We start from the raw sequence: 20,596 nt of genomic DNA on the forward strand, positions 1-20,596 counted from the left end.
GTTGCAGCGGACTTATCTTCCATTACATTAAAGCTAATAAAGTCCGGATCTCCGCCTCCTATAACCTCCCATTTCAAATATTTTGTTCCTGCAGGAAGATTCTCAGTACTAAAGTTGCCACTTGAACGATTTTTCTGTCCTGGTTGTGGCTCTTTACCTGATCTTACTCTTGCAATCTCTACTGTCGCTTTTGTTTCCATTTCCATTCCCCATTTCATAATAATTGTATATTTTAGTTAGGTTACTACAGCAACCTAACTAAAATATACAATTTGTAGAAAAAAATGGGTATTGAGAAATATTGCGGCGTCTTTATTCATAAATTAAAGCATATATGTTTATTCCAACTAATGATGTAGCATTCCGAACATTATCAATGTAGAGTTCTTTATTTTGTACTACTTCAGTTCGATTTTCGTGTAAAACATCACTAAAAATAAGGTCATCTATGTCCCAGAATTTATCTTCCATTACGTCAAAAAGAATATCATCTAAATCACCGCTACCTGCTAATTCCCATTTCAAAAAACTCGTGCCTTCGGGTAAAGTTGCAGTACTAAATAACTGACCTGGATATATAGTTGCTACCAATTGCCTCTTTTTTATCTTCATGTTCATTAGCCCCTTTTCCAATAAGCATCATTTACTAAAATATATATTTTTTAGAGGTATTTAGGTATTGATAAAATCTACAGAATACTTATTATTGGTGAATGCGAAAACATAAAGATAGTCTAAAAAAATTACTTTATTAGGTTGAGATTTTTTAACCGTTTAAAAAGGTATACCTTTACAAACAGCCAAAGAACATCTATGAAACATTGAATTATCAAGTTTATAAAGGTGATGGAAATATTTTTATAAACGTTTATTTTCAATGAATACCTTTATAAACGAAAATGGTATAATTAAGGTAACAAATGTAAGGAGAATACCAAACGTGGCGAATATTTATGGATATATACGCGTAAGTACAAACGTGGGGTGGAGGCTCGGCGCATTTTTGTCGGAGATCAAAATGAACAACGTCAATTACATAAGATGATGGAACGTGGGGTGGAGGCTCGGCGCATTTTTGTCGATAAAGCAAGTGGGCGACATTTTGATCGTCCTCAATATCAATTATTACGAAAAATATTGAGTACAGGTGATATTGTTTACATAGATGCTTTAGATCGTATGGGCCGCAATTATGATGAGGTAATTTCAGAATGGAAGTACATAACAAGAAAATTACAAGCTGATATTGTTGTTTTAGAAAATGAAACACTGTTTGATAGTCGTAAATTTCGAGAGATGGGTGATATGGGTCGATTAATGGAAGATCAGTTTTTATCTTTACTTTCCTATGTTGCAGATCAAGAGCGTAAAAAAATCCATCAGCGACAAGCAGAAGGGATTGCAGTTGCTAAATCCCAAGGTAAGCATTTAGGGCGTCCTCCATTTACCCTTTCAGTATTAAGTGGAAAAAAAGCAACTAATTATAATTGAAGAAACTTATGAACAGTGGAAAAAAAGAGAGATAACGAGCGTTATATTTATGGAACTATTAGGACTTAAGAAAAATACTTTTTATAAAATACTAAAAGAATATGAAGAGAACAAATTACAACCTAAATAAAGCATATGGGCCGAATATTCCTTAGAGTAGGAAATTCGGCTCATTTTATGTCGAAATTTACTTAGCGTATATTTTCGTTAATTATCTTAACTAGTCGTTACGTATGACTTTACAGCATTCGATGCAAAGTTATCGGTTTTTTGTATGCAAATTTATGGATTAAGTCATACAATTACGCACTATTTTTAATGAATCGATATTTACTTGTTTCTTCAACTAAGTTCGTCCGAATCTTTTTCTACAAAATCACTAAAGTCATCTCCCCAATCACAGATGGCTGTTACAACATTCTCTAGTTGATGACCAATTTCACTAAGTTCATACTCAACCTTAGGAGGCACTACGGTATTTTCCAAATACACATCGAGTAATTATTTTATCGTCTTCTAATTCTCTTAATTGTCTAATCAACATACGTTGATTAACTTCAGGCAGCTTTTTTTGTATTTCACTTAATCTTAATGGCGAACGTTGTAACAAACACCATATAATTGCTATTTTCCAACGCCCTCCTATCACAGATAAAGCTAAATCTTTTCCAGTGAAAAATTCCTTGTCCTTATAATGAATAACCATAATTTTTGACCTTCCTCTCGCGAAAAAAATGTTTATAGTGACAAATTTGTCAGTATTGTAATTAAAATTATAAAGTGTAATTATAGTGGTGTAAACAATAAAAAAAGAAAGTAGGGATTCAATTGAAAAGTAGAGCTGCTGTTGCATTTAAGCCAGGGGAGCCACTTCAAATCGTAGAAATCGATGTAGAAGAGCCAAAAGCAAAAGAGGTATTAGTAAAAATACTATATACTTCTGTCTGTCATACAGATGTAAAACCTGGGGATCATGTTATTCCACTATATACACCTGAATGTGGAGAATGTATTCTGTCGTTCTGGTAAAACAAACCTACATTATCAGGTGACGACCCAGAAGGAGTATTTCCTGCTGTATTAGGCCATGAAGGTGCTGGTGTTGTCGTTTCAGTAGGTGATGAAGTTACTTCAGTAAAACCTGGGGATCATGTTATTCCACTATATACACCTGAATGTGGAGAATGTAAATTCTGTCGTTCTGGTAAAACAAACCTATGTAGTGCTGTACGAGAAACACAAGGTAAAGGTTTAATGCCTGATGGAACAACTCGCTTCTCTTATAATGGAGAGCCCCTTTATCATTACATGGGAACTAGTACATTCAGTGAATATACAGTTGTTAATGAGATTAACTTAGCGAAAATCGATGAAAACGCTCCGTTAGATAAAGTTGCTTTATTAGGATGTGGTGTGACTACAGGTATTGGTGCTGTACACAACACTGCAAAAGTTGAAGAAGGAGCTGTAACAGCTGTATTTGGTTTAGGAGCGATTGGATTAGCAGCTATTCAAGGATTGGTTCAAGCAAAAGCAAGCCGAATTATTGCAGTTGACCTGAATCCCCAAAAATGGGAACTCGCTAAAAAAATGGGAGCGACTGATTTTGTGAATCCTGCAGATTATGATCGCCCAATTCAAGAAGTTATAGTCGAAATGACAGATGGTGGCGTGGATTATAGCTTCGAATGTATTGGTAATGTTGAAGTAATGAAATCCGCTCTTGAAGCATGTCATAAAGGTTGGGGCGAAAGTATTATTATCGGAGTAGCTGGTGCTGGTAAAGAAATCCATACTCGTCCATTCCAATTAGTAACGGGCCGAGTATGGCGTGGATCAGCCTTTGGTGGAGTTAAAGGAAGATCTGAACTTCCAGAAATGGTCGAAGATTATATGCATGGTGATATTGATTTAGATTCATTTATTACTCATCATTTAGAATTTAAAGACATCAATGCGGCATTTGACTTATTACACAAAGGTGAATCCATTCGTACGATTTTAACTTACGGAGAGTGAGAGTATAGCCATTATTCCGAAGTCTTGCAATGTGATATGAAATTTAGTATCTACTTACCATCAAATAAAGAAAAGAAAAAAATTCCACTTATATGGTGGTTATCTGGTTTAACTTGTACAGATGATAATTTTAGTCAAAAAAGTGGATTTCAACGTTTGGCTGAAAAACATCAAGTTGCAGTAGAATACGTTTCTGATGTTGCAGCATGGGATCTTGGACAAGGGTTTTTATTTAAATGCAGGATGAGTCTTAAATGTATTGAACAACATCGTTCTTTCGAAGGAGAGCAACGTAAGTATAGCCATTATTCCGAAGTCTTGCAATGTGATATGAAATTTAGTATCTACTTACCATCAAATAAAGAAAAGAAAAAAATTCCACTTATATGGTGGTTATCTGGTTTAACTTGTACAGATGATAATTTTAGTCAAAAAAGTGGATTTCAACGTTTGGCTGAAAAACATCAAGTTGCAGTGATTATGCCAGATACTTCACCACGTGGAGAATACGTTTCTGATGTTGCAGCATGGGATCTTGGACAAGGGGCAGGTTTTTATTTAAATGCTACCCAGGATCCTTGGGCACAGCATTATAAAATGTATTCGTATATCGTAGATGAATTAACATCCATTGCTTCGACTATAGTACCTAATTTTTCAGGTGAAGAAAGCATAATGGGGCATTCAATGGGAGGACATGGGGCTTTAGTGATCGGTTTGAAAAATGCTAAGAGATTCAAAGCGGTTTCTGCTTTTTCTCCAATCTTAACTCCTAGTCAAGTACCATGGGGAATAAATGCTTTCACCTCTTATTTAGGTGAAGACAAAGATTCTTGGAAAGAATGGGATGCTTCAGAATTAATTAAAGAAGCTACTATTCCACCAATTCTTATTATGCAAGGTAGTCAAGACGAGTTTTATCCGAAACAATTGGAAGAACATATTTTCTTAGAGAACGCTCAAAAAAATAGTCAAATGGTAACTTATAAAAAAATGGAGGGCTATGATCATAGCTACTTCTTTATTTCCACTTTCTTAAATGAGCATTTCTCTTTCCATATGAAGTATTTAAGATGATTCTTATTTACAACAATACCCACTTCCAATGGCATATGAAGTATTTAAGTTTACAGCAAAATATAGTAACAAAAGTATCCGCATGTAGAGATGTGGGTACTTTTGATTGTTATATTTTGTCATATTATATCGTTTGTAAAAACAAATAAATTGGGAGGAAGAGTTCATGTGGATGAAACGTCTAAACCCGTTTCGATAAGAGATACAAGATCATATATTCAGCCTAATACTAAAACATTAAAAAAATGTTATTTAATTACCGTGTTAAACCATCCTTATTAAAATCTCGTTATGAGATCGAAAAGGAAAATCGACAAGTTGACTTATTTGAAAGTTCCACTGAAACGTCTAAACCCGTTTCGATAAGAGATACAAGATCATATATTCAGCCTAATACTAAAACATTAGAAGACATGATTAATTACTTAGCAGCTATTCGTGAAATCCCTTCTCTTTCCGTGGATAAGAATAAAATGCTTTGGCCATTAATATCCAAATGCTAAATTCAAAAAAATAATGGTTATAATTTTAGCTATTTCTATATCAAATATTTGAGTTGATGGGAGGTACAGTTTGTATGGAAATGAAAAAAATGTTAAACAATGACCGTATTAAACCATATTTATTAAAAGCACGTTTTGGAGTTGAAAAAGAAAGTCAACGAGTTGACCTATCAGGAAGTTTAGCTAAAACGGAACATCCCAAAAGTATTTCAGTAAGAGATGAACATCCTAGGAGATTTATTTAATTATTTAGCAGCTATATTCAGCGAGATTTCTCTGAAACACAAATGGAATTAATCACACCAGTTACTGAGACACTAGGAGATTTATTTAATTATTTAGCAGCTATCCATGATGTTGCCTATCGTTCTATGGGAAATAACGAAATGCTTTGGCCATTAAGCATGCCACCACAGTTGCCCGAAAAAGAAGAAGATATTGTTATTGCGAAACTTAATAATCATGAAAATGTTTTATATCGTCGATATTTATCTAATTCTTATGGTCGACGAAAACAAATGATTAGTGGTATTCATTACAATTTTGAATTTAGCGATAATTTGATTCAGGCATTATTTGAATTACAATCAGAAATAAAAGATTATCATCAATTTAAAACAGAAATTTATCTGAAAGTCACAAGGAATTATTTACACTATCGATGGTTAATAACTTATTTCTTCGGTGCTTCTCCTAGTAGTGAAAAGAATTTCTTTGAAATAAATCCTTTAAATGACGCCGTAAGAAGCATTAGAAATAGTAAATATGGTTATAGTAATGAAAATGATGTTCAAGTATCCTATAGTAGTTTACAGAACTATATATCTGATCTTTCTTCGCTGGTAAGTAAAGGGGTTTTATTAGAAGAAAAAGAATTTTATGCATCTGTCCGTTTAAGGGGCGGTCCTCAAGTTTCAGATTTAAAAAATCATGGGATTCGTTATATTGAATTAAGAAACCTAGATTTAAATCCTTTTGAAACATATGGAATTAGCCATGAACAAGCAGAATTTCTACATCTTTTCCTCATCTATTTACTCTGGATTGATCAAGACGATAATAATGATGAATGGGTAAAAATCGGTGATTTTCAAAATAATTTAGTGGCTCTTGAACATCCGTTAGAACATACGCAATTTAAAACAGATGCTGAGCGTATTATTGATGAGATGGAACATTTAACAGGGCTGTTAGACATAACTGTTTCGAATACCTTATTTGTTAACTTGAGAGAAATGCTAACAGATCCAAGTAAGACTTTATCCAAGACTTTATAAAGAAAATTCTTAGATAAGACTTTAGCTGGAAGACTTTATAAAGAGATTATAAAAAGTAGTCAAAGTCAGGTAGCTTCCCGTATTGCTAAAGAAAATTATAAAAAAGCATGGGATAAACCATATCAACTATCAGGATTTACTGACATGGAGTTGTCTACACAAATTTTAATGTTTGATGCTATTCAACAAGGATTACAAGTAGACGTTTTAGATCGACAAGATCAATTTTTAAAACTACAGTTAGGAAATCATGTTGAATATGTGAAAAATGGGAATATGACAAGTAAAGATAGTTATATATCACCATTAATTATGGAAAATAAAACAGTAACAAAGAAAATTCTTCAACAGCATGGATTTCGTGTACCAATAGGTGAGGAATTTAGTGATATAGAAAAAGCCTTACGTTCCTATGATATATTTGCAGGAAAGCCTTTTGTCGTTAAACCAAAAACAACAAATTATGGTTTAGGAATATCTATCTTTAAAGAAAACGGAGCAAGTTACGAAGACTATCAAATTGGAACAGAATATCGATTTTTTGTGCTAGATGGCAAAGCACTCACAATAGCATTTAAAGAGGACTCATCAGTATTAATAGAAGAATTTATTAATGGAACAGAATATCGATTTTTTGTGCTAGATGGCAAAGTTTCTGCCGTTTTATTACGAATTCCTGCCAATGTTATAGGAGACGGTTCACATACGATTGAAGAGTTAGTCGCTCAAAAGAACCTGAATTCATTAAGAGGAATGGACCATAGAACACCTTTAGAAAATATACAATTAGGTGAATTAGAGGTCCTAATGCTTAAAGCTCAAGGGTATCGAAAAGATTCTATTCCAACAAGTGATGAAATTGTTTTTCTGCGAGAAAATTCTAATGTCAGTACAGGTGGAGACTCAATTGATATGACAGATCAAATTCCCGATGATTATAAGAAAATTGCCGTAGATGCTGTGTCGGCACTTGGAGCAAATATTAGTGGTATTGATTTGATTATTGAAAATACAGAAGTTCCTGCAGCTAATAAAAATGCTTATGGAATCCAGACGTTTGACCATCTGTATATTATTAGAAAGGTATTTGAGGCAAACTTTAATCCATCGATGTATATGCATATATATCCGTATAAAGGCAAATCCAGACGTTTGACCATCTGTATATTACATTATTTATTCCCTGAACTACCAAAAAAATAATTTAGAAGTCTTCGAGATGTTAGAGGGATTAGTATAAAAATTGTAAATGATGTAACAAGAGGAGACATTACTTTTTAATTAATTGGGATCTCTCAGAGGTCCCAATTTAAATTATTATTTTAGAAACAGGCGTATGAGAAATGGGTTATTGGAATGCAAGTTTGAATAAGATAAAATAGGGGGAATATCAGAGGGAAATTTAGAAAGGTATTTTGACTTATTTGGTCAATCAAGAGCAAGTCAAAAAGGGATACAGACGAGATATACATGTTATCTATACTTAGGAGTAAAAACCTTAATTTAATAAGAGTTTTACATTGAATACATGTAAACAATTTGTTTGACAACGATCCTTGCAACATCGAAGTCTACAACCGTTCGTTGCCCTCAAGGTAACGGACGCGCCTTAAGGAGCTCTTAAGAGACACGGTTTATCCAAGCAAGGTTATTCGATACCTTCTCATTGCACTACCTTGAATACATTAAATACATAATTTACTTAGTTAAGATATCAAGTAGTTAACGTAGCTTATCACTCAATTCTTCTTCTTAGAATACTTTAAATATTCCTGATTTTCATAGTAGATAATACACGTACCTTGGCTGTACTCCAACGTAATAGTTGATATAAAACTTACGTTAAGCAAATTTCCACGAAATTTTCACTATTTGATTCTTTAAAAAAAGTAGTAAACTAAGTAATCGGTTCCTTAACGTACAGGAATCAGTTTAAATGTGTCTAAATTTTGTCTAAACGTACAATTTTCTTTTTTTGGTATGGTGACCCCTTATTGCTCCACCAGGTATAGAAAATCCAGAGTGGGAACCTATTAGAAAGTTTATTTATAACGACAGTACATGCAAAAAGAAAAAATCATTTAAACATTTTTTACATTATCTTCACGCGAATGGGGCAGATTCTGACTATCTTAATCCACACTATTCACAACAATATATTCAAGGAGAAGAAGAGTTTGTAACCAATTATATATATTTAGAGAATTTCTCTAATGAAATCTCAAAAATAGAAAACAAATATAACTTACAGACTATCCCACTAGACACATTAACGAGATCATGGCATCATCAGGCGCCTAAGATGATTCATAAGGGAAACTACGCTGAAGCTGACATTACAGATCCATCTTTCCCTCGGCTGCCGACATATCAGAGCTTTTATGATACGGAGGCTATAAAATTAGTTACAGATATATTTAATGAAGATTTTGAAGCGTATCATTATCTTAAAATGGATATTTCTACAATATGAATCAGTTTCAGAGTACTTAAATAATAGTCTTATTTTTAATATGGAAAACACCGTGAACACTGTTATGGTGTTTTTTTGGGTTTAACACTATATTTTTAACTTTATATAATCCATATACCTTCAAGATAAGATGTATTTGTAAAATAATGTATGCTTATGACCCATTTCTACAAGTATCTCGGCTGAACCCCTCTAGGTTTTTCTGTGCATCCTTTATATATTAAAGAGCCGATTTACTCTTAGCGGGGTAAATTCTGGCTCTTTTCTTATATATATTCTCTTAGCGTGGTTTTTTTCCGAAATGCTGGCGGTACCCCTGATATTCTTGTCAAAGAAGAAAACATGCTATATAAACACATTCCAGAACGTGATGTTTTCAAACTTACACATTCGGAAAATTCTCACTAGGAAAATGGATACTATAAATGGAGTTACAGAAATAAAAGGTGTTTTCACATATAGAAAACACCTTTTCAGTCTACAACTATTTTTTAATAGATTAATACTTTTTTCTATAGTCTAAAACATTTTTTAAATCAAACATTAGAATTATAACTTAACTCTGTATTTTTATTAGGAACAGCAAAATGTTGCTTTTCTAAGAGAGCTTTTTGGAATATAAATTTTATCGTTTTCAATTTTGTATTCAATATCATTCTCTTTTAATATTTCAGTGTTAACAGTATGTATACTATCGCCCCATCTAACGAATTCTTCATTTTGATTTTTTTGATAAAAATAATATGCTATTAACATGCTGAAAATTAACAAGCATAAAAGAACAATAGATTTCTTTTTCAAATTTATCCCCCCTAATTGATTTAAATTATAACATCGTTTATTAAATTAAACTGCCAGTTAGTGGAAGAAGGGAAACTGACATAATAACATTTTGATTCAACTTTTTTATAAACGGTACGGCTATATTTCAATTTTACATTAAGGGGTACCAACGCATGTCCATCAAGCTAAACAAGTAACTTACTAGATATGAAACGATTCTTGGTTCAAAACTAGTAATTGATAGAAAAGTAGGCATGCTAAAGAAGCCTATTAAAACGTGATTTTTTCGCTAGGCAGCTTATCTATGCTTCACTGTCGTTTTATACACAATCCCTAGAATATCAAAGACGGTCATCTTCTTATACCTATGACATTTACGACCGTTCTTTTTGAGCAGCTGATAAAGGCGATGCAAGTTCTCACTTATTTAGAATAAGAGTAAAGATGATGCTTTATTTGTTCAATGAAATATTGATGGTGTATATTATCGTTAGATACTCGACTTGCCATAATAGCTCCCTCCATTGAAGAGGCAAGAAAAGAAGCGAGCGATATAATGTCTATCTCTTCTTTAAGTTCTTGTTTCTCTATTCCTTCCTTTATGAGAGAGGCCATTAACATTACTGTATCATCATAGCCTTTTGCTGCTGCTTTTTGTAATTCTGGAAATACGCCAGTACTTTCAATGGCGCTATTAAGTAATGGACAGCCTCCAGCAATAGGAGGATTATTAGCTGCATCTTGATATACAAGGAAAATTGCAAGGATTTTATCGATTGCTGTTTTTTTATTTTCCATTGCTTTATGAAAATGACTCCACATAATCTCACCACTTTTGTCGTAGGCAGCAAGAACAATTTCTTCTTTATTTTTGAATCTACGATAAATAGATCCTTTCGGTAGTTCAGTGGCTGTCATTATATCCTGAATGGATGTGCGAGTTATCCCATTAGTATTAAATAAATATAAAGATGTTTCAATAATTTTTTCTTTTACCTTATCAACTTTAGTCATGCTTTGTCCTCCTAATGAAAACGATCCTAATATTCTAGGTAATGTTTACCCTCTATTTTCTTGATTTTTTTGTGAGTATAAATAAGTTCGGAACAGAAATATCTTATCAATCGCTATCTTATGAAAATCTCAAACAATACAGTTTGAAAAGAAGTTAATCAAATTATATTATCCATGTAAAATAAGTGAATTTGTTGGTTTGAAATTAAGTTTGATTAAAATTTAAGCGAAACCATTGATTTCATCACAAAAAAATCTCACGCATTTTGAAAAAAATTTGATTAAAATGCGTGAGTTGAAATTTTACAAGCTATTTATTTTTATAATAAAGTTTGATAATTTCGGTAAGCGAATTGTTAAAATGTGCCCTCTAATATTATATTTTATTAATTAATTTATCTAATTCTAATTCAGATATAACTTTAATGCCCTTACTTTCTAATAGAGCAGTCGTTACGCCGACTCCTGTTACCTTTTTTCCAACAAACTCACCACTATAAATTTCTTTACTGCCACAAGAAGGGCTATATTCTTTTAAAACTACATGGCTAGCTTGCATTTCTTGTGCTAAATTTAAAGTCTTCATGGCACCATTTATATATAATTCCGTCACATCATTACCGGAACGTTCCATTACTTTTGCTTTGCCCTCTAAAACATCATATCCATCTCCGCCCAAGATTTCAGCTGGTTCTCTCGGTGTAACAAAACCACCTAATAACTCCGGGCAAACAGGTATCGCTTTCTTTTCATCAATTAATTTTTGAATTGTATCGTTTAAACATGCAGTACCATTATATCTTACTGGTTTTCCAGCTAAGCAAGAACTAACTAAAATCATGATGTACATCCTTTCAAATTCATATTCAATTATTACAACAACATTAAAAACTACCCTTTTCTTAACTATGCGAACATCTTAATATTTTTGCTTTTATTTTATTAATAATTTATAAAGGGGGTTTAAAAAACTAGAAACTTATAGTATCATTAGTTTTCGAACCGAACCGTCCGGTTTGGTATTAATATAATTATATTTTAGAAGGAGAACCTAATGCAACAAGAAAAATCAAAGATTCTAAGTAATTTCATTATGGAGGTAATAAAGTGAGCTTTATAAAAATGAATACAAAAGAACTTGTTATGCTAATAGTTTATATACTGTTTGCACTACTTCAAATTGGCTTGTTCATATTATTTGGCATATCCCTTTTAACTAACAGTAATTTAGTTGAATCAGAATTTGCTCTTAGTGCCATCGGTGTGACTGTACCTGCTATTGTAGGAATCATTTTCTTTAGGAAAGAAATTATTGAAAGTTTTACTTATTTTAAAGAGAAAACAATTTTGAAAATAGTAAGCATTCCTATGGTAGTTTTACTTATGATAATTGTGGAAAATTCTATTATGCATTTTCTAAATACAGGTCAGCCAGAGAACCAAGAACAGATCCTTACAAATGGCGCAGAGATGCCTATTATATTCACATTACTTGTATTTGGGATTATAGGACCAATAATTGAAGAAATTATATTTCGCCATATATTAGTAAATCGTTTTTCGGAATATGTTGGTACTGCTATTGCATCCATCGTTTCGATTATAATTTTTACACTTCTTCACACGAACCAACTTTCGGATATTGCTATCTATTTACCTGGCGCGGTGATGCTTACTGCAGCTTATCTTATTTCTAATAGATCCCTTGCATATGTTATAGCGATACATGTGTTAAACAACACTATTCCTTTTATTTTATCATAGAGAGACACATGCAATTGAATATTATAAAAAATTAGGAGGGTGTCAAACATGATTGTAACAACAACGTCTGGAATTCAAGGTAAAGAAATTATTGAGTATATTGATATTGTAAATGGTGAAGCTATTATGGGTGCAAACATTGTACGCGATTTATTCGCTTCTGTTCGTGAGGTTGTCGGTGGTCGTGCTGGTTCTTATGAAAGTAAGCTAAAAGAAGCTCGTGATATCGCAATGGACGAAATGAAAGAACTTGCAAAACAAAAAGGTGCGAACGCTATCGTTGGTGTTGACGTAGATTACGAAGTAGTTCGTGATGGAATGTTAATGGTTGCGGTAAGTGGTACAGCTGTACGTATATAAGTAAATAAAAAAACGGATTCCCTCCTTGGGATTTATACTTTGAGGGGGAATCCTGGCTCTGTTGCAGATTTTAAAGACTAAAAACAGAAGTTGATAAATCATTGTACGTCGAAAACCCACAGTTTGAGTGTAAACTGTGGGTTTTTTATAGAGGCCCCATTCCATCACTATCAGGCAAAATTTTTTCAGTACCTCCAGAACGAAATTTTGTGTTAATTTGTAACAAAAAGTTCTTTTTTTCATTTTGGGGTAATTCTGAATTCTTAAGTTGATGGGCATGGGGTACCAACGTAAAAACGCGGTTTTTATACGCTAAGATATTTTTATTAGTAAAACCCCTAACATAAAAAATAATTATTTTCGACGCCTTCTCTTTGCTTTTTTTCGCCGATTTGTTTGACTATATTTTTTTATAGGAGTGCTTTTATTTTTCTTATAATCGGGTAACTTGAGTATAAGAACAGAAATCGCAGTAAAAATGCAAAATATAAGCATTGCAATGATCCAGAGGTTAATGTCATATTCATATAACTTACTAAAATACTTTTTGTGATGAGTAATATAACTTACATTACTGTCAATTGCTTCAAGGGTGTAGGGAATAACCCAAACGTAACCAATTATCATAACAAATGTTCCAAATAGGAAACTAGTTATATGTTTTATCAAGTTCAGTTCTCCTTTAATTATGTTTTCTATATAAATTCATATAGAATATAACGTATTTCTGCAGAGATTGTCTTTATTTAAAATAATAATATAAATTTCTATTAAGTTGATAGTGCATGTGGTGATTTCATGGAAATGAATATCTATATTGAATATTTTAAAAAGCGTAGAAAGATTAAATTCCTACGCTTTTTCTTCTTAATAAATATTTACTGTTGTTCTAAATTTTTTATATAAGATTTCACAGCTTGTAATAAGAATTCTTCCTGTCCCATACCTGAACTCGCTGCCATTTGAACTATTTTCTGCTTAAATTCGTGATCTGCATGAAAAGTTAATGGCTCTACATTGCTTTTAAAATAAATTCCTTCAACATGTGGAAGTATCGTACCGGATTTCATATGAGAATGTAAGTATTTAATCTCTTCTTGAAATTGCAATGGATCAACTTGTAATACAAAAGGTTTAATTTCTAATTTAATAGTATCAGATGAAACACTCAATCGCATATTTGTGATACCTAGCTCTTTATAAAATAAATTTATTAGATTATAAGTAATGGAATTAAATAGTTGAGGTTTTTTAAATGAAAAAGATAAATACCCTCGTTTTGTAATTACAGCTTGCTTACGGAAAGGTTCAAAGGAGTAATCATGCTCTTTGTACGTGGATAGAGGGAAAATTTCTTCGTCTTCTGTAAGAATCTTGCCATCTGCTCCATTGATTTCTATTACTCTCGCTATTTTTCCGGTATGTTGATGTGTTAACAATTGATACAAATATATATCTTCATCTTGAATCTTAGTAATGAATGTTTTTCGCTCTTTTGAGGTAGTTTTTTCATAAGTAAGTTGAAAAGTTTCAAGGTCATCTTTATTAATGATATATACTTCTTTTCCACGCTTTTCAATCTTTGAAGCAGGTAGTTTTCCAGATTTGATATATGTAAAGACAGTAGATGGTGCTACATTAAGAATCCCAGCTGCTTCTTTTGTACTATAACCCTCAATCTCTTCGTTATTTTTCAAACGTTCAATATCCTCTAAATAAAAAATCTTACTACCGAATTGCTTCCAATTATCTTTATATACACATTCTATTAATCCATCTTTTTCTTTCTTTAAAATTGTTTGTACCGTTACTCCTAATAAGTCGGCTGCCTCTTTTGTCGTTACAGTAGGTTTTGTAATGAACAATAAATCTTGTGTCATGAAAGGACACCTCCATAACTATTGTTTACTAGTGTTTTAGATATGTATATATAATATCAGAATATGAGATATATTTGAAATGGGAAATAAAATTTATTAAAGTTCTTATAAATTATTGTATTTTTAAGGAATTTTAGATTTTATTAATATCTTAATTTAATTTTAAATTCATCTTCTTTGTAAAACAGATTTAAAATCTAATGTATTAACTATTAAATGATATCTATTTACTAATAATTTATAAAAAATTATATATATGTTTAGATAGAGAAGAATGTAGCGTTCTTACAGAAAGAAAATGAATTATCATTTGTATAATAGATAGAAGTGAAATAAAATAATACGTATAGATAATAAAAAGAATTATATTCATAATCTTCAATAGGAGAGGTGAATTCTAATTATGGGTAATAAGAATTCAAAAGAAAATGTACCTATTATAAACAATCAAAGTGAGTATATGGATACATATGTAGAGAATATAAGTTGCATCATTCCATTTTTGCATAACAATTGTTATGTAGATAAAGTGGAAGAGAAGATGGAAGTTGCAGAAAAAGAGGGAAAGAGTAAATATACGTATTTAAGTGATATAGAAGTCATTTATCATTTTGTGCATTTACAAAAAGATATGGATGAAAAGAAGAATAGAAAAGAGGATACGAAAAAGAGTTATGTGTCCGAAATCTTGTCATTTTGTCAGTGCATGGTGCAGCACGCAGAGGAATTCGAATTGAATGGGGAAGAGGTACAGCAAAACGACTCTTTATTAAAAACATTGCAACCTTGGCATATTCGTAAATATAATGCTTGGTTAAAGCAGGTAGAGAACGGTAGAAACGGAGATACGTACGCGGTCGCAACACTTGCGAAGAAAACAGTGCTCATTCGTTCTTTTCTAAAACATCTTCATGTATTTTCTTACATTGAAAAGCCTCTTCATGAAGAACTGCAGCGCGCGAATGTAAATGAACAGGATCGGCCAAATCGAGACCTATCCTATGATGAAGTGATGAAAATTTTAGAGTTTTATAAAGAACAAGGGCATTTAGTAAACTATACAATTTTACTAGCTCTAGCAAGTACCGGTGCAAGAATTCAAGAATTGTGCACCGCGAGAGTGAAAGACTTACATTATGACGGAAAGTATTGGTTAAAAGTCACAGGAAAAGGGGATAAAGTACGTGAACTTTTCATTCCTGAGCATTTATTCCAATGTATTAGCGAAATGAGACGGAGAAGAGGATTCCAAACTGTATTGAATTGTGGAGATGAAAGTCCTGTATTTATCAATCAAAGAGGAAACTTTTATAATCCCAAAACGTTATCAAACCAGGTAACAGATATGATAAAAAAGACGAATTTAGATTTTCTAAAGTATCGTGAAAATCCTGTAACGGCACATACATTCCGTCATGCTTTTGCAATCATGGCAGTTGAACAAGGAAATGCGGATCTATATCATTTAATGCAAACACTTGGGCATGAAAATATTCAAACAACAAAGATCTATTTAGAGAAGCATATGAAACGAAAGAATAACGTGGGGACTACATTTGCAGATATGTTGGTGTGAATTTTTAATATGAACAATTGTTTAATTATGTCTTTTTTATATAATTAAATACACATTATTTAACGAGTAAGGAGGGTTTAATTATAGAATACTAAGAATCTACACATTAAGAAATGGCCTAGAAAAATCAATAAAGGTAGAGTCCTGGCGTTCATTTAGAGAAGAAATGAATGTGTTAGGAATTCAGGATTCAGATGTGTTTCAAATTCAGTTAGTGGAATATGGTAAAGAGAGAACGAAAAAGAGTTCTCCTAAAAATAATAGAAGAAAATAGTTTACTTACGTATAAATATCATAATTAAGCACATGTTATATACAAATATAGTGGAGGTGCAATTATGAATATTCAAAGACGCGAAAGTAATACAAATGAAATTCTTATTTCTGCTGCAGCAAGTGCTATTGAACAAATGAAGTATGAAATTGCCCGTGAATTAGGAGTCACACTAGGACCTGATACATCATCACGTGCAAATGGGTCTGTCGGTGGAGAAATTACAAAGCGCTTAGTTCGAATGGCTGAGGAACAATTATCAGGACAACACAGATTACATTAAGTTAAAATAATAAAAGGAAAAAGGGTCCATAAAACGGATTCTTTTTCCTTTTATTTACATAAATATTAAAAATCATTTTTAAAAACCTAAAAATGACCACTCAGATTCATTTTTAAGGGTTTTTATTTGATGTGACAATACATTAAGTATAGAAACCCATTAAACCCTTTAAAAGTAACCTTAAGTCTGTTAAACGCTATTAAACCTAAATTCGCTATTTTTTGTTTTAAGGTGTAGTCTACAAGAATTCATCTACAAATTCTAAAATTATAGCATAAGTTAAAAGACCGATTGGTAATAAATTTCCCAATAAAACAAAAATTCTTTTGGTTAAATTCTCTTTACTGAACATTGAAATGACGCTTAAAGGAATAGCAAATAAGGAAGAAAAAAATGTAACTGATATAGAAACCTTTAAAATAGATACTATATTTTCATTTGAAGTCATTGCTAACATATATAAGGATATTGGTAGAATTGTAATTGAAGTTAATGCTGTTAAGAATGAAATTTTAGTAAACACCCTCAAATTTTCTCTTTTCAAAAAATCCCCTCCATTTACTAAAAATAATGATAGTTCATTTGGAACTTTGTTACAATGAACATTAAGAGAAAATTTAAACCTGAGAACATATAGGAAAAAAGCTTTAAAGGGTGTGAAAAAATCGCTTGGAATAGAACTGAAAATGGAGGGACTAATTTGGTTAAAACTCTTATCTTCGATATTGATGGTACAATTTTAGATACAGAAAAAGCAATATTAAAATCGTTACAAAGAATTTTGAAAGAAGAATTAAATGAAGATTATACATTAGATGCATTGGACTTTGCATTGGGTATCCCCGGGAAGGAAGCTTTAAAAAAATTGAATGTGCCTAATATAGACGTTATTCATCTAAAATGGAGTAAAGCTGTATTAGCTTATAATCATGAAGTCTCCGTGTTCAAGTCAATTGAAGATATCATTGGTATGTTGTCTCTAAGTACTATAAAACTAGGCATTGTGACATCGAAAACTAAACAGGAATTAATAGACGAATTTGAGCCATTTGGCTTAAGTAGTTATTTTGAACATACAATTTGCGCATGTGATACGGATAAACATAAACCACATCCTGAACCTTTATTAGCCTGCTTAAAACGATTAGATGTTCCTTGTCACGAGGCAATCTACATTGGAGATTCTATATATGATATGCAATGTGCAAAAAGTGCTGGTGTGAAATTTGCTCTTGCCTCGTGGGGATCAAAAACAAAAGATGCTTTTAAAGATGCGGAATATATTTTACAAGAACCTAAGGACATTTTAAAATTAATATAAACATACAGGCAGGCTTTTTAACTTTTTGAGAGACAGAAATAAAACTATTATAATAGGAGGTTTTGATGATGGAAAGGGATTATTATTGAAAAAGATAACAAAGGGATTGAAAGAGTGAATCGAATCAATTATGAAATTGCTGTTCTTCAATCACTTCGAACTCGACTTCGTTGTAAAGAAGTTTGGATTGAGGGGGCTGATCGTTATCGAAATCCTGATGAAGACTTACCTCAAGATTTTGAAGAACGTAAAGAAGAACATTTTCAAGCATTGAAAGTACCTTTGGAAGCTGATCTGTTTATTTCAGAAATCATACGGTTAATGAAGGAAAAGTTAACTCTATTGAATCAAGGATTCGAAAAGAACAGTAATCGACAAGTTGTCATTACGACGAAAAATAATAAAGGTTGGATTCGAGTTTCTCCTTTAGAGAAACAGCCTGATCCTCCCCATTTGGCTCAAATTAAAGGTGAAATCAAGAATCGATGGTCAGATATTAACTTATTAGATTTGCTAAAAGAAACCGATTTTCACACAGAATTTACGAAGCATTTTAAGACTACGGCAGATCGAGAGATTTTAGACCGAAAAATAATTCAACGTCGACTTCTTCTCAGTTTATTTGGCCTTGGAACCAATACAGGTCTGAAAGCTGTCTCTGCTGGAAGCAACACTGATAGTTATCGGGAACTTCGATACATCCGTCAAAAATTTATACATAAAGATCATCTACGTAAAGCGAATGCAGAGGTTACGAACCATATCATTTGCAACCGTATGAAAGAAGTATGGGGAGAAGCTACTACGGCATGTGCTTCCGATTCAAAACATTTTGGATCGTGGGATCAGAACTTGCTGTACGAATGGCATCCTCGTTATAAAAGACAGGGCGTTATGATCTATTGGCATACAGATCGAAAGTCAGCTTGTATCTATTCACAGCTTAAATCCTGCCTTTCTTCGGAAGTTGCAGCTATGATGGAAGGGGTTCTTCGTCACTGTACGGACATGGAAGTAGATCGAAATTATGTCGATACACATGGGCAAAGTGTCGTTGCTTTTTGTCATCTACTTGGTTTTAAACTGATGCCACGCTTCAAAAATATTGGTTCTCAAAAATTATATCGTCCGGAATATAGAAATCCCCTTGTTGACTATATTTTAAATATAATTAATAAATATGGTACGTGAAATTTTATAATGTGCGTAGAGATGAGATTATATTTAACACAATTAGGGAAGAATGGCATATAAGATGATGGATTAAATACATATACTTTTATTAAAATGGCGGAGTGTTATTAACGCAGTTTCTAAAGAGTTTAAGCAGACCATAAACGCATTAAGTTCTGCCAACACATATTTAGATTGCTTAGTACAAACTAAAACGTATCTGCACTTTCTAATACTTATCATACTTTGTATTATTACTGTTTACATACCTTTTCCATCATTCATGCTTAATTATATAAATGAATTAGATATACGGATGCAATACTTAATTAAATCTTTTTATTTTTCTTTTCCCATTTCATTAGTTTTCCTATTTATAATGAGGGATCAACGGTTTTTGTTTTCTAAAAAAATCACTTTCCAGCAACTAAAAATTTCTTTTTTCTGTGCTTTTATTATTTATGCTATTATGTTGTTATTGTTAGCCGTACTAATATCTTTTACAACATTCAGAGGAGCATCTCATCCCATTGGGAATGAAGGGATTACTAATATGCTTCACAAAACACCTGGTATTGCAATTCAATTAATCGGAGAGAACATTATGTTTGTCTCTATATTGTTTTTTTGGCATAAGATCATACGCTCATTCATAATAAGCCCCATAGCTTCAATTACAGCCTCTTTAATATTATCTGGAAGCTCATTTGGATTACTCCATCTCTCTACGTATAACTATAATTGGATACAATGTTTAACTATCATTGGGATTCCAGCTATCGCCCAAATGATTGTCTTTCTAATATTTAAAAATATTCATATGGGATACATACTACACTTCAATTACAATATAATCATTATACTTTTTAGCTATATAGCTACAATTTAAAATAATTTACCACTGAAAATAAAAGAAAAGGTACCCCTGCTGCAAGGTACCTTTTCTAAGGGGTATAACTCATTAGCTAAGCGGCCGTTGGTCAAGTATACCGCCTAGACTATTACATGAGTTATGTTTTTATTATACATTGATCATATCAAAAATATTATCATTAGTGAAATTAACTTTCATTATTTTTTAATTTTAAAGCTGCCACCATAATAATAATTTTCTCCAAGTTTCATAACAGCTACATATGATCCTGGATCTTGAACAGATGTAATAGGTGTTACAAATCTACAATTCTTTTTCGTTTTAGGGGGTATTTTGTTTTGTTAGCTTGATAGCGATGTGCCTGTACCCCACATCCATCAACTTAAGGATTTAGACTATTCTTAAACTTAAAAGCACGTTACTTTTCTCTTATGTTAATGAGAAAGGGTGACGT

16 protein-coding genes and 10 pseudogenes are annotated in these 20,596 nt (G+C 32.2%); 16 read left to right on the forward strand and 10 right to left on the reverse strand.

Annotated features, from left to right (window positions below):
* Positions 1–200: pseudogene (locus tag QCI47_RS28275) on the reverse strand (DeoR family transcriptional regulator); the annotation flags it as partial.
* A 112-nt stretch (positions 201–312) separates the two neighbouring features.
* Positions 313–612: a hypothetical protein gene (locus QCI47_RS28280; RefSeq protein WP_000694314.1), complete on the reverse strand. Its 300-nt coding sequence runs from the start codon at positions 610–612 to the stop codon at positions 313–315.
* Between the two features lie 328 nt (positions 613–940).
* Between QCI47_RS28280 and QCI47_RS28285 the strand changes: the two are divergent.
* A pseudogene (locus QCI47_RS28285) lies at positions 941–1,621 on the forward strand (recombinase family protein).
* Between the two features lie 212 nt (positions 1,622–1,833).
* On the opposite strand, the pseudogene QCI47_RS28290 reads toward QCI47_RS28285, so the two are convergent.
* Positions 1,834–2,197: pseudogene (locus QCI47_RS28290) on the reverse strand (winged helix-turn-helix transcriptional regulator).
* 122 nt (positions 2,198–2,319) lie between these two features.
* Between QCI47_RS28290 and QCI47_RS30345 the strand changes: the two are divergent.
* The 7 genes and pseudogenes from QCI47_RS30345 to QCI47_RS28320 form a co-directional block, all read left to right on the forward strand.
* A pseudogene (locus QCI47_RS30345) lies at positions 2,320–2,452 on the forward strand (S-(hydroxymethyl)glutathione dehydrogenase); the annotation flags it as partial.
* Between the two features lie 77 nt (positions 2,453–2,529).
* A pseudogene (locus QCI47_RS28295) lies at positions 2,530–3,510 on the forward strand (S-(hydroxymethyl)glutathione dehydrogenase/class III alcohol dehydrogenase); the annotation flags it as partial.
* A gap of 36 nt (positions 3,511–3,546) precedes the next feature.
* Positions 3,547–3,633 (forward strand): annotated as a pseudogene (locus tag QCI47_RS30350) (alpha/beta hydrolase-fold protein); the annotation flags it as partial.
* A 120-nt stretch (positions 3,634–3,753) separates the two neighbouring features.
* Positions 3,754–4,587, forward strand: coding sequence for an S-formylglutathione hydrolase (gene fghA, locus QCI47_RS28305; RefSeq protein ID WP_000053341.1), 834 nt, complete (start codon positions 3,754–3,756; stop codon positions 4,585–4,587).
* Between the two features lie 245 nt (positions 4,588–4,832).
* The gene (locus tag QCI47_RS28310) at positions 4,833–5,090 is read left to right on the forward strand and encodes a UDP-N-acetylmuramoylalanyl-D-glutamate--2,6-diaminopimelate ligase (protein ID WP_353812020.1); all 258 of its coding nucleotides are present in this window, start codon (positions 4,833–4,835) and stop codon (positions 5,088–5,090) included.
* Positions 5,091–5,164: 74 nt separating this feature from the next.
* Positions 5,165–7,570 (forward strand): annotated as a pseudogene (gene gshAB, locus QCI47_RS28315) (bifunctional glutamate--cysteine ligase GshA/glutathione synthetase GshB).
* Between the two features lie 787 nt (positions 7,571–8,357).
* Positions 8,358–8,840, forward strand: a pseudogene (locus QCI47_RS28320) (sulfotransferase family 2 domain-containing protein); the annotation flags it as partial.
* Between the two features lie 573 nt (positions 8,841–9,413).
* Here QCI47_RS28320 and QCI47_RS28325 read toward each other — a convergent pair.
* The 3 genes from QCI47_RS28325 to QCI47_RS28335 all read right to left on the reverse strand — a co-directional run bounded on the left by QCI47_RS28325 (position 9,414) and on the right by QCI47_RS28335 (position 11,478).
* Entirely contained in the window at positions 9,414–9,641 is a 228-nt protein-coding gene (locus QCI47_RS28325; RefSeq protein ID WP_086405117.1) for a hypothetical protein, read from the reverse strand.
* 405 nt (positions 9,642–10,046) lie between these two features.
* Complete coding sequence (locus QCI47_RS28330) at positions 10,047–10,637, reverse strand: TetR/AcrR family transcriptional regulator (RefSeq protein WP_000169643.1); 591 nt, start codon at positions 10,635–10,637, stop codon at positions 10,047–10,049.
* Positions 10,638–11,013: 376 nt separating this feature from the next.
* On the reverse strand, positions 11,014–11,478 hold the full coding sequence (locus QCI47_RS28335) for a 2-thiouracil desulfurase family protein (protein WP_000604767.1): 465 nt from the start codon (positions 11,476–11,478) through the stop codon (positions 11,014–11,016).
* 266 nt (positions 11,479–11,744) lie between these two features.
* Here QCI47_RS28335 and QCI47_RS28340 point away from each other — a divergent pair, with 266 nt between their 5' ends.
* Together QCI47_RS28340 and QCI47_RS28345 are read left to right on the forward strand one after the other, a co-directional pair.
* Positions 11,745–12,401 carry a CPBP family glutamic-type intramembrane protease gene (locus tag QCI47_RS28340; protein ID WP_353812021.1) on the forward strand — a complete coding sequence of 219 codons (657 nt, stop codon included), beginning with the start codon at positions 11,745–11,747 and terminating at the stop codon, positions 12,399–12,401.
* Between the two features lie 48 nt (positions 12,402–12,449).
* A complete protein-coding gene (locus tag QCI47_RS28345) occupies positions 12,450–12,761 on the forward strand; it encodes a heavy metal-binding domain-containing protein (protein WP_353812022.1) in 312 nt (103 codons plus the stop codon).
* A gap of 354 nt (positions 12,762–13,115) precedes the next feature.
* On the opposite strand, the gene QCI47_RS28350 is transcribed toward QCI47_RS28345, so the two are convergent.
* Positions 13,116–13,430: a hypothetical protein gene (locus tag QCI47_RS28350; RefSeq protein WP_000589782.1), complete on the reverse strand. Its 315-nt coding sequence runs from the start codon at positions 13,428–13,430 to the stop codon at positions 13,116–13,118.
* A gap of 209 nt (positions 13,431–13,639) precedes the next feature.
* Positions 13,640–14,641, reverse strand: a complete 1,002-nt coding sequence (locus tag QCI47_RS28355) for a helix-turn-helix domain-containing protein (RefSeq protein WP_000189821.1) — start codon at positions 14,639–14,641, stop codon at positions 13,640–13,642.
* Between the two features lie 403 nt (positions 14,642–15,044).
* On the opposite strand from QCI47_RS28355, the gene QCI47_RS28360 reads away from it, so the two are divergent.
* The 3 genes from QCI47_RS28360 to QCI47_RS28370 all read left to right on the forward strand — a co-directional run bounded on the left by QCI47_RS28360 (position 15,045) and on the right by QCI47_RS28370 (position 16,774).
* Complete coding sequence (locus QCI47_RS28360; protein WP_000527114.1) at positions 15,045–16,217, forward strand: tyrosine-type recombinase/integrase; 1,173 nt, start codon at positions 15,045–15,047, stop codon at positions 16,215–16,217.
* An 88-nt stretch (positions 16,218–16,305) separates the two neighbouring features.
* On the forward strand, positions 16,306–16,491 hold the full coding sequence (locus tag QCI47_RS28365) for a hypothetical protein (protein WP_234712127.1): 186 nt from the start codon (positions 16,306–16,308) through the stop codon (positions 16,489–16,491).
* Between the two features lie 64 nt (positions 16,492–16,555).
* On the forward strand, positions 16,556–16,774 hold the full coding sequence (locus QCI47_RS28370) for an alpha/beta-type small acid-soluble spore protein (RefSeq protein ID WP_001025787.1): 219 nt from the start codon (positions 16,556–16,558) through the stop codon (positions 16,772–16,774).
* Between the two features lie 238 nt (positions 16,775–17,012).
* On the opposite strand, the gene QCI47_RS28375 is transcribed toward QCI47_RS28370, so the two are convergent.
* Positions 17,013–17,318, reverse strand: a complete 306-nt coding sequence (locus QCI47_RS28375; protein ID WP_000817947.1) for a hypothetical protein — start codon at positions 17,316–17,318, stop codon at positions 17,013–17,015.
* A gap of 156 nt (positions 17,319–17,474) precedes the next feature.
* Between QCI47_RS28375 and QCI47_RS28380 the strand changes: the two genes are divergently transcribed.
* The 3 genes and pseudogenes from QCI47_RS28380 (at position 17,475) to QCI47_RS28390 (ending at position 20,157) form a co-directional block, all read left to right on the forward strand.
* Complete coding sequence (locus QCI47_RS28380; RefSeq protein ID WP_000241162.1) at positions 17,475–18,095, forward strand: HAD family hydrolase; 621 nt, start codon at positions 17,475–17,477, stop codon at positions 18,093–18,095.
* 69 nt (positions 18,096–18,164) lie between these two features.
* A pseudogene (locus QCI47_RS28385) lies at positions 18,165–19,229 on the forward strand (Tn3 family transposase); the annotation flags it as partial.
* A 166-nt stretch (positions 19,230–19,395) separates the two neighbouring features.
* Positions 19,396–20,157 carry a hypothetical protein gene (locus tag QCI47_RS28390; RefSeq protein WP_071742858.1) on the forward strand — a complete coding sequence of 254 codons (762 nt, stop codon included), beginning with the start codon at positions 19,396–19,398 and terminating at the stop codon, positions 20,155–20,157.
* A gap of 182 nt (positions 20,158–20,339) precedes the next feature.
* On the opposite strand, the pseudogene QCI47_RS28395 reads toward QCI47_RS28390, so the two are convergent.
* Positions 20,340–20,447 (reverse strand): annotated as a pseudogene (locus QCI47_RS28395) (DUF5065 family protein); the annotation flags it as partial.
* Positions 20,448–20,596 lie beyond the last annotated feature (149 nt).

The sequence above is a fragment of the Bacillus cereus group sp. RP29 genome (assembly GCF_040459765.1).
GTDB classification, from domain to species: domain Bacteria; phylum Bacillota; class Bacilli; order Bacillales; family Bacillaceae_G; genus Bacillus_A; species Bacillus_A paranthracis.

Excerpts from the sequence above, each read along its gene's own strand:
- QCI47_RS28370 (WP_001025787.1), top strand. The coding sequence starts at position 16,556 with ATGAATATTCAAAGACGCGAAAGTAATACAAATGAAATTCTTATTTCT.
- QCI47_RS28335 (WP_000604767.1), bottom strand. The coding sequence starts at position 11,478 with ATGATTTTAGTTAGTTCTTGCTTAGCTGGAAAACCAGTAAGATATAAT.
- fghA (WP_000053341.1), top strand. The coding sequence starts at position 3,754 with ATGAGTCTTAAATGTATTGAACAACATCGTTCTTTCGAAGGAGAGCAA.
- QCI47_RS28360 (WP_000527114.1), top strand. The coding sequence starts at position 15,045 with ATGGGTAATAAGAATTCAAAAGAAAATGTACCTATTATAAACAATCAA.
- QCI47_RS28345 (WP_353812022.1), top strand. The coding sequence starts at position 12,450 with ATGATTGTAACAACAACGTCTGGAATTCAAGGTAAAGAAATTATTGAG.
- QCI47_RS28330 (WP_000169643.1), bottom strand. The coding sequence starts at position 10,637 with ATGACTAAAGTTGATAAGGTAAAAGAAAAAATTATTGAAACATCTTTA.
- QCI47_RS28355 (WP_000189821.1), bottom strand. The coding sequence starts at position 14,641 with ATGACACAAGATTTATTGTTCATTACAAAACCTACTGTAACGACAAAA.
- QCI47_RS28310 (WP_353812020.1), top strand. The coding sequence starts at position 4,833 with ATGTTATTTAATTACCGTGTTAAACCATCCTTATTAAAATCTCGTTAT.
- QCI47_RS28280 (WP_000694314.1), bottom strand. The coding sequence starts at position 612 with ATGAAGATAAAAAAGAGGCAATTGGTAGCAACTATATATCCAGGTCAG.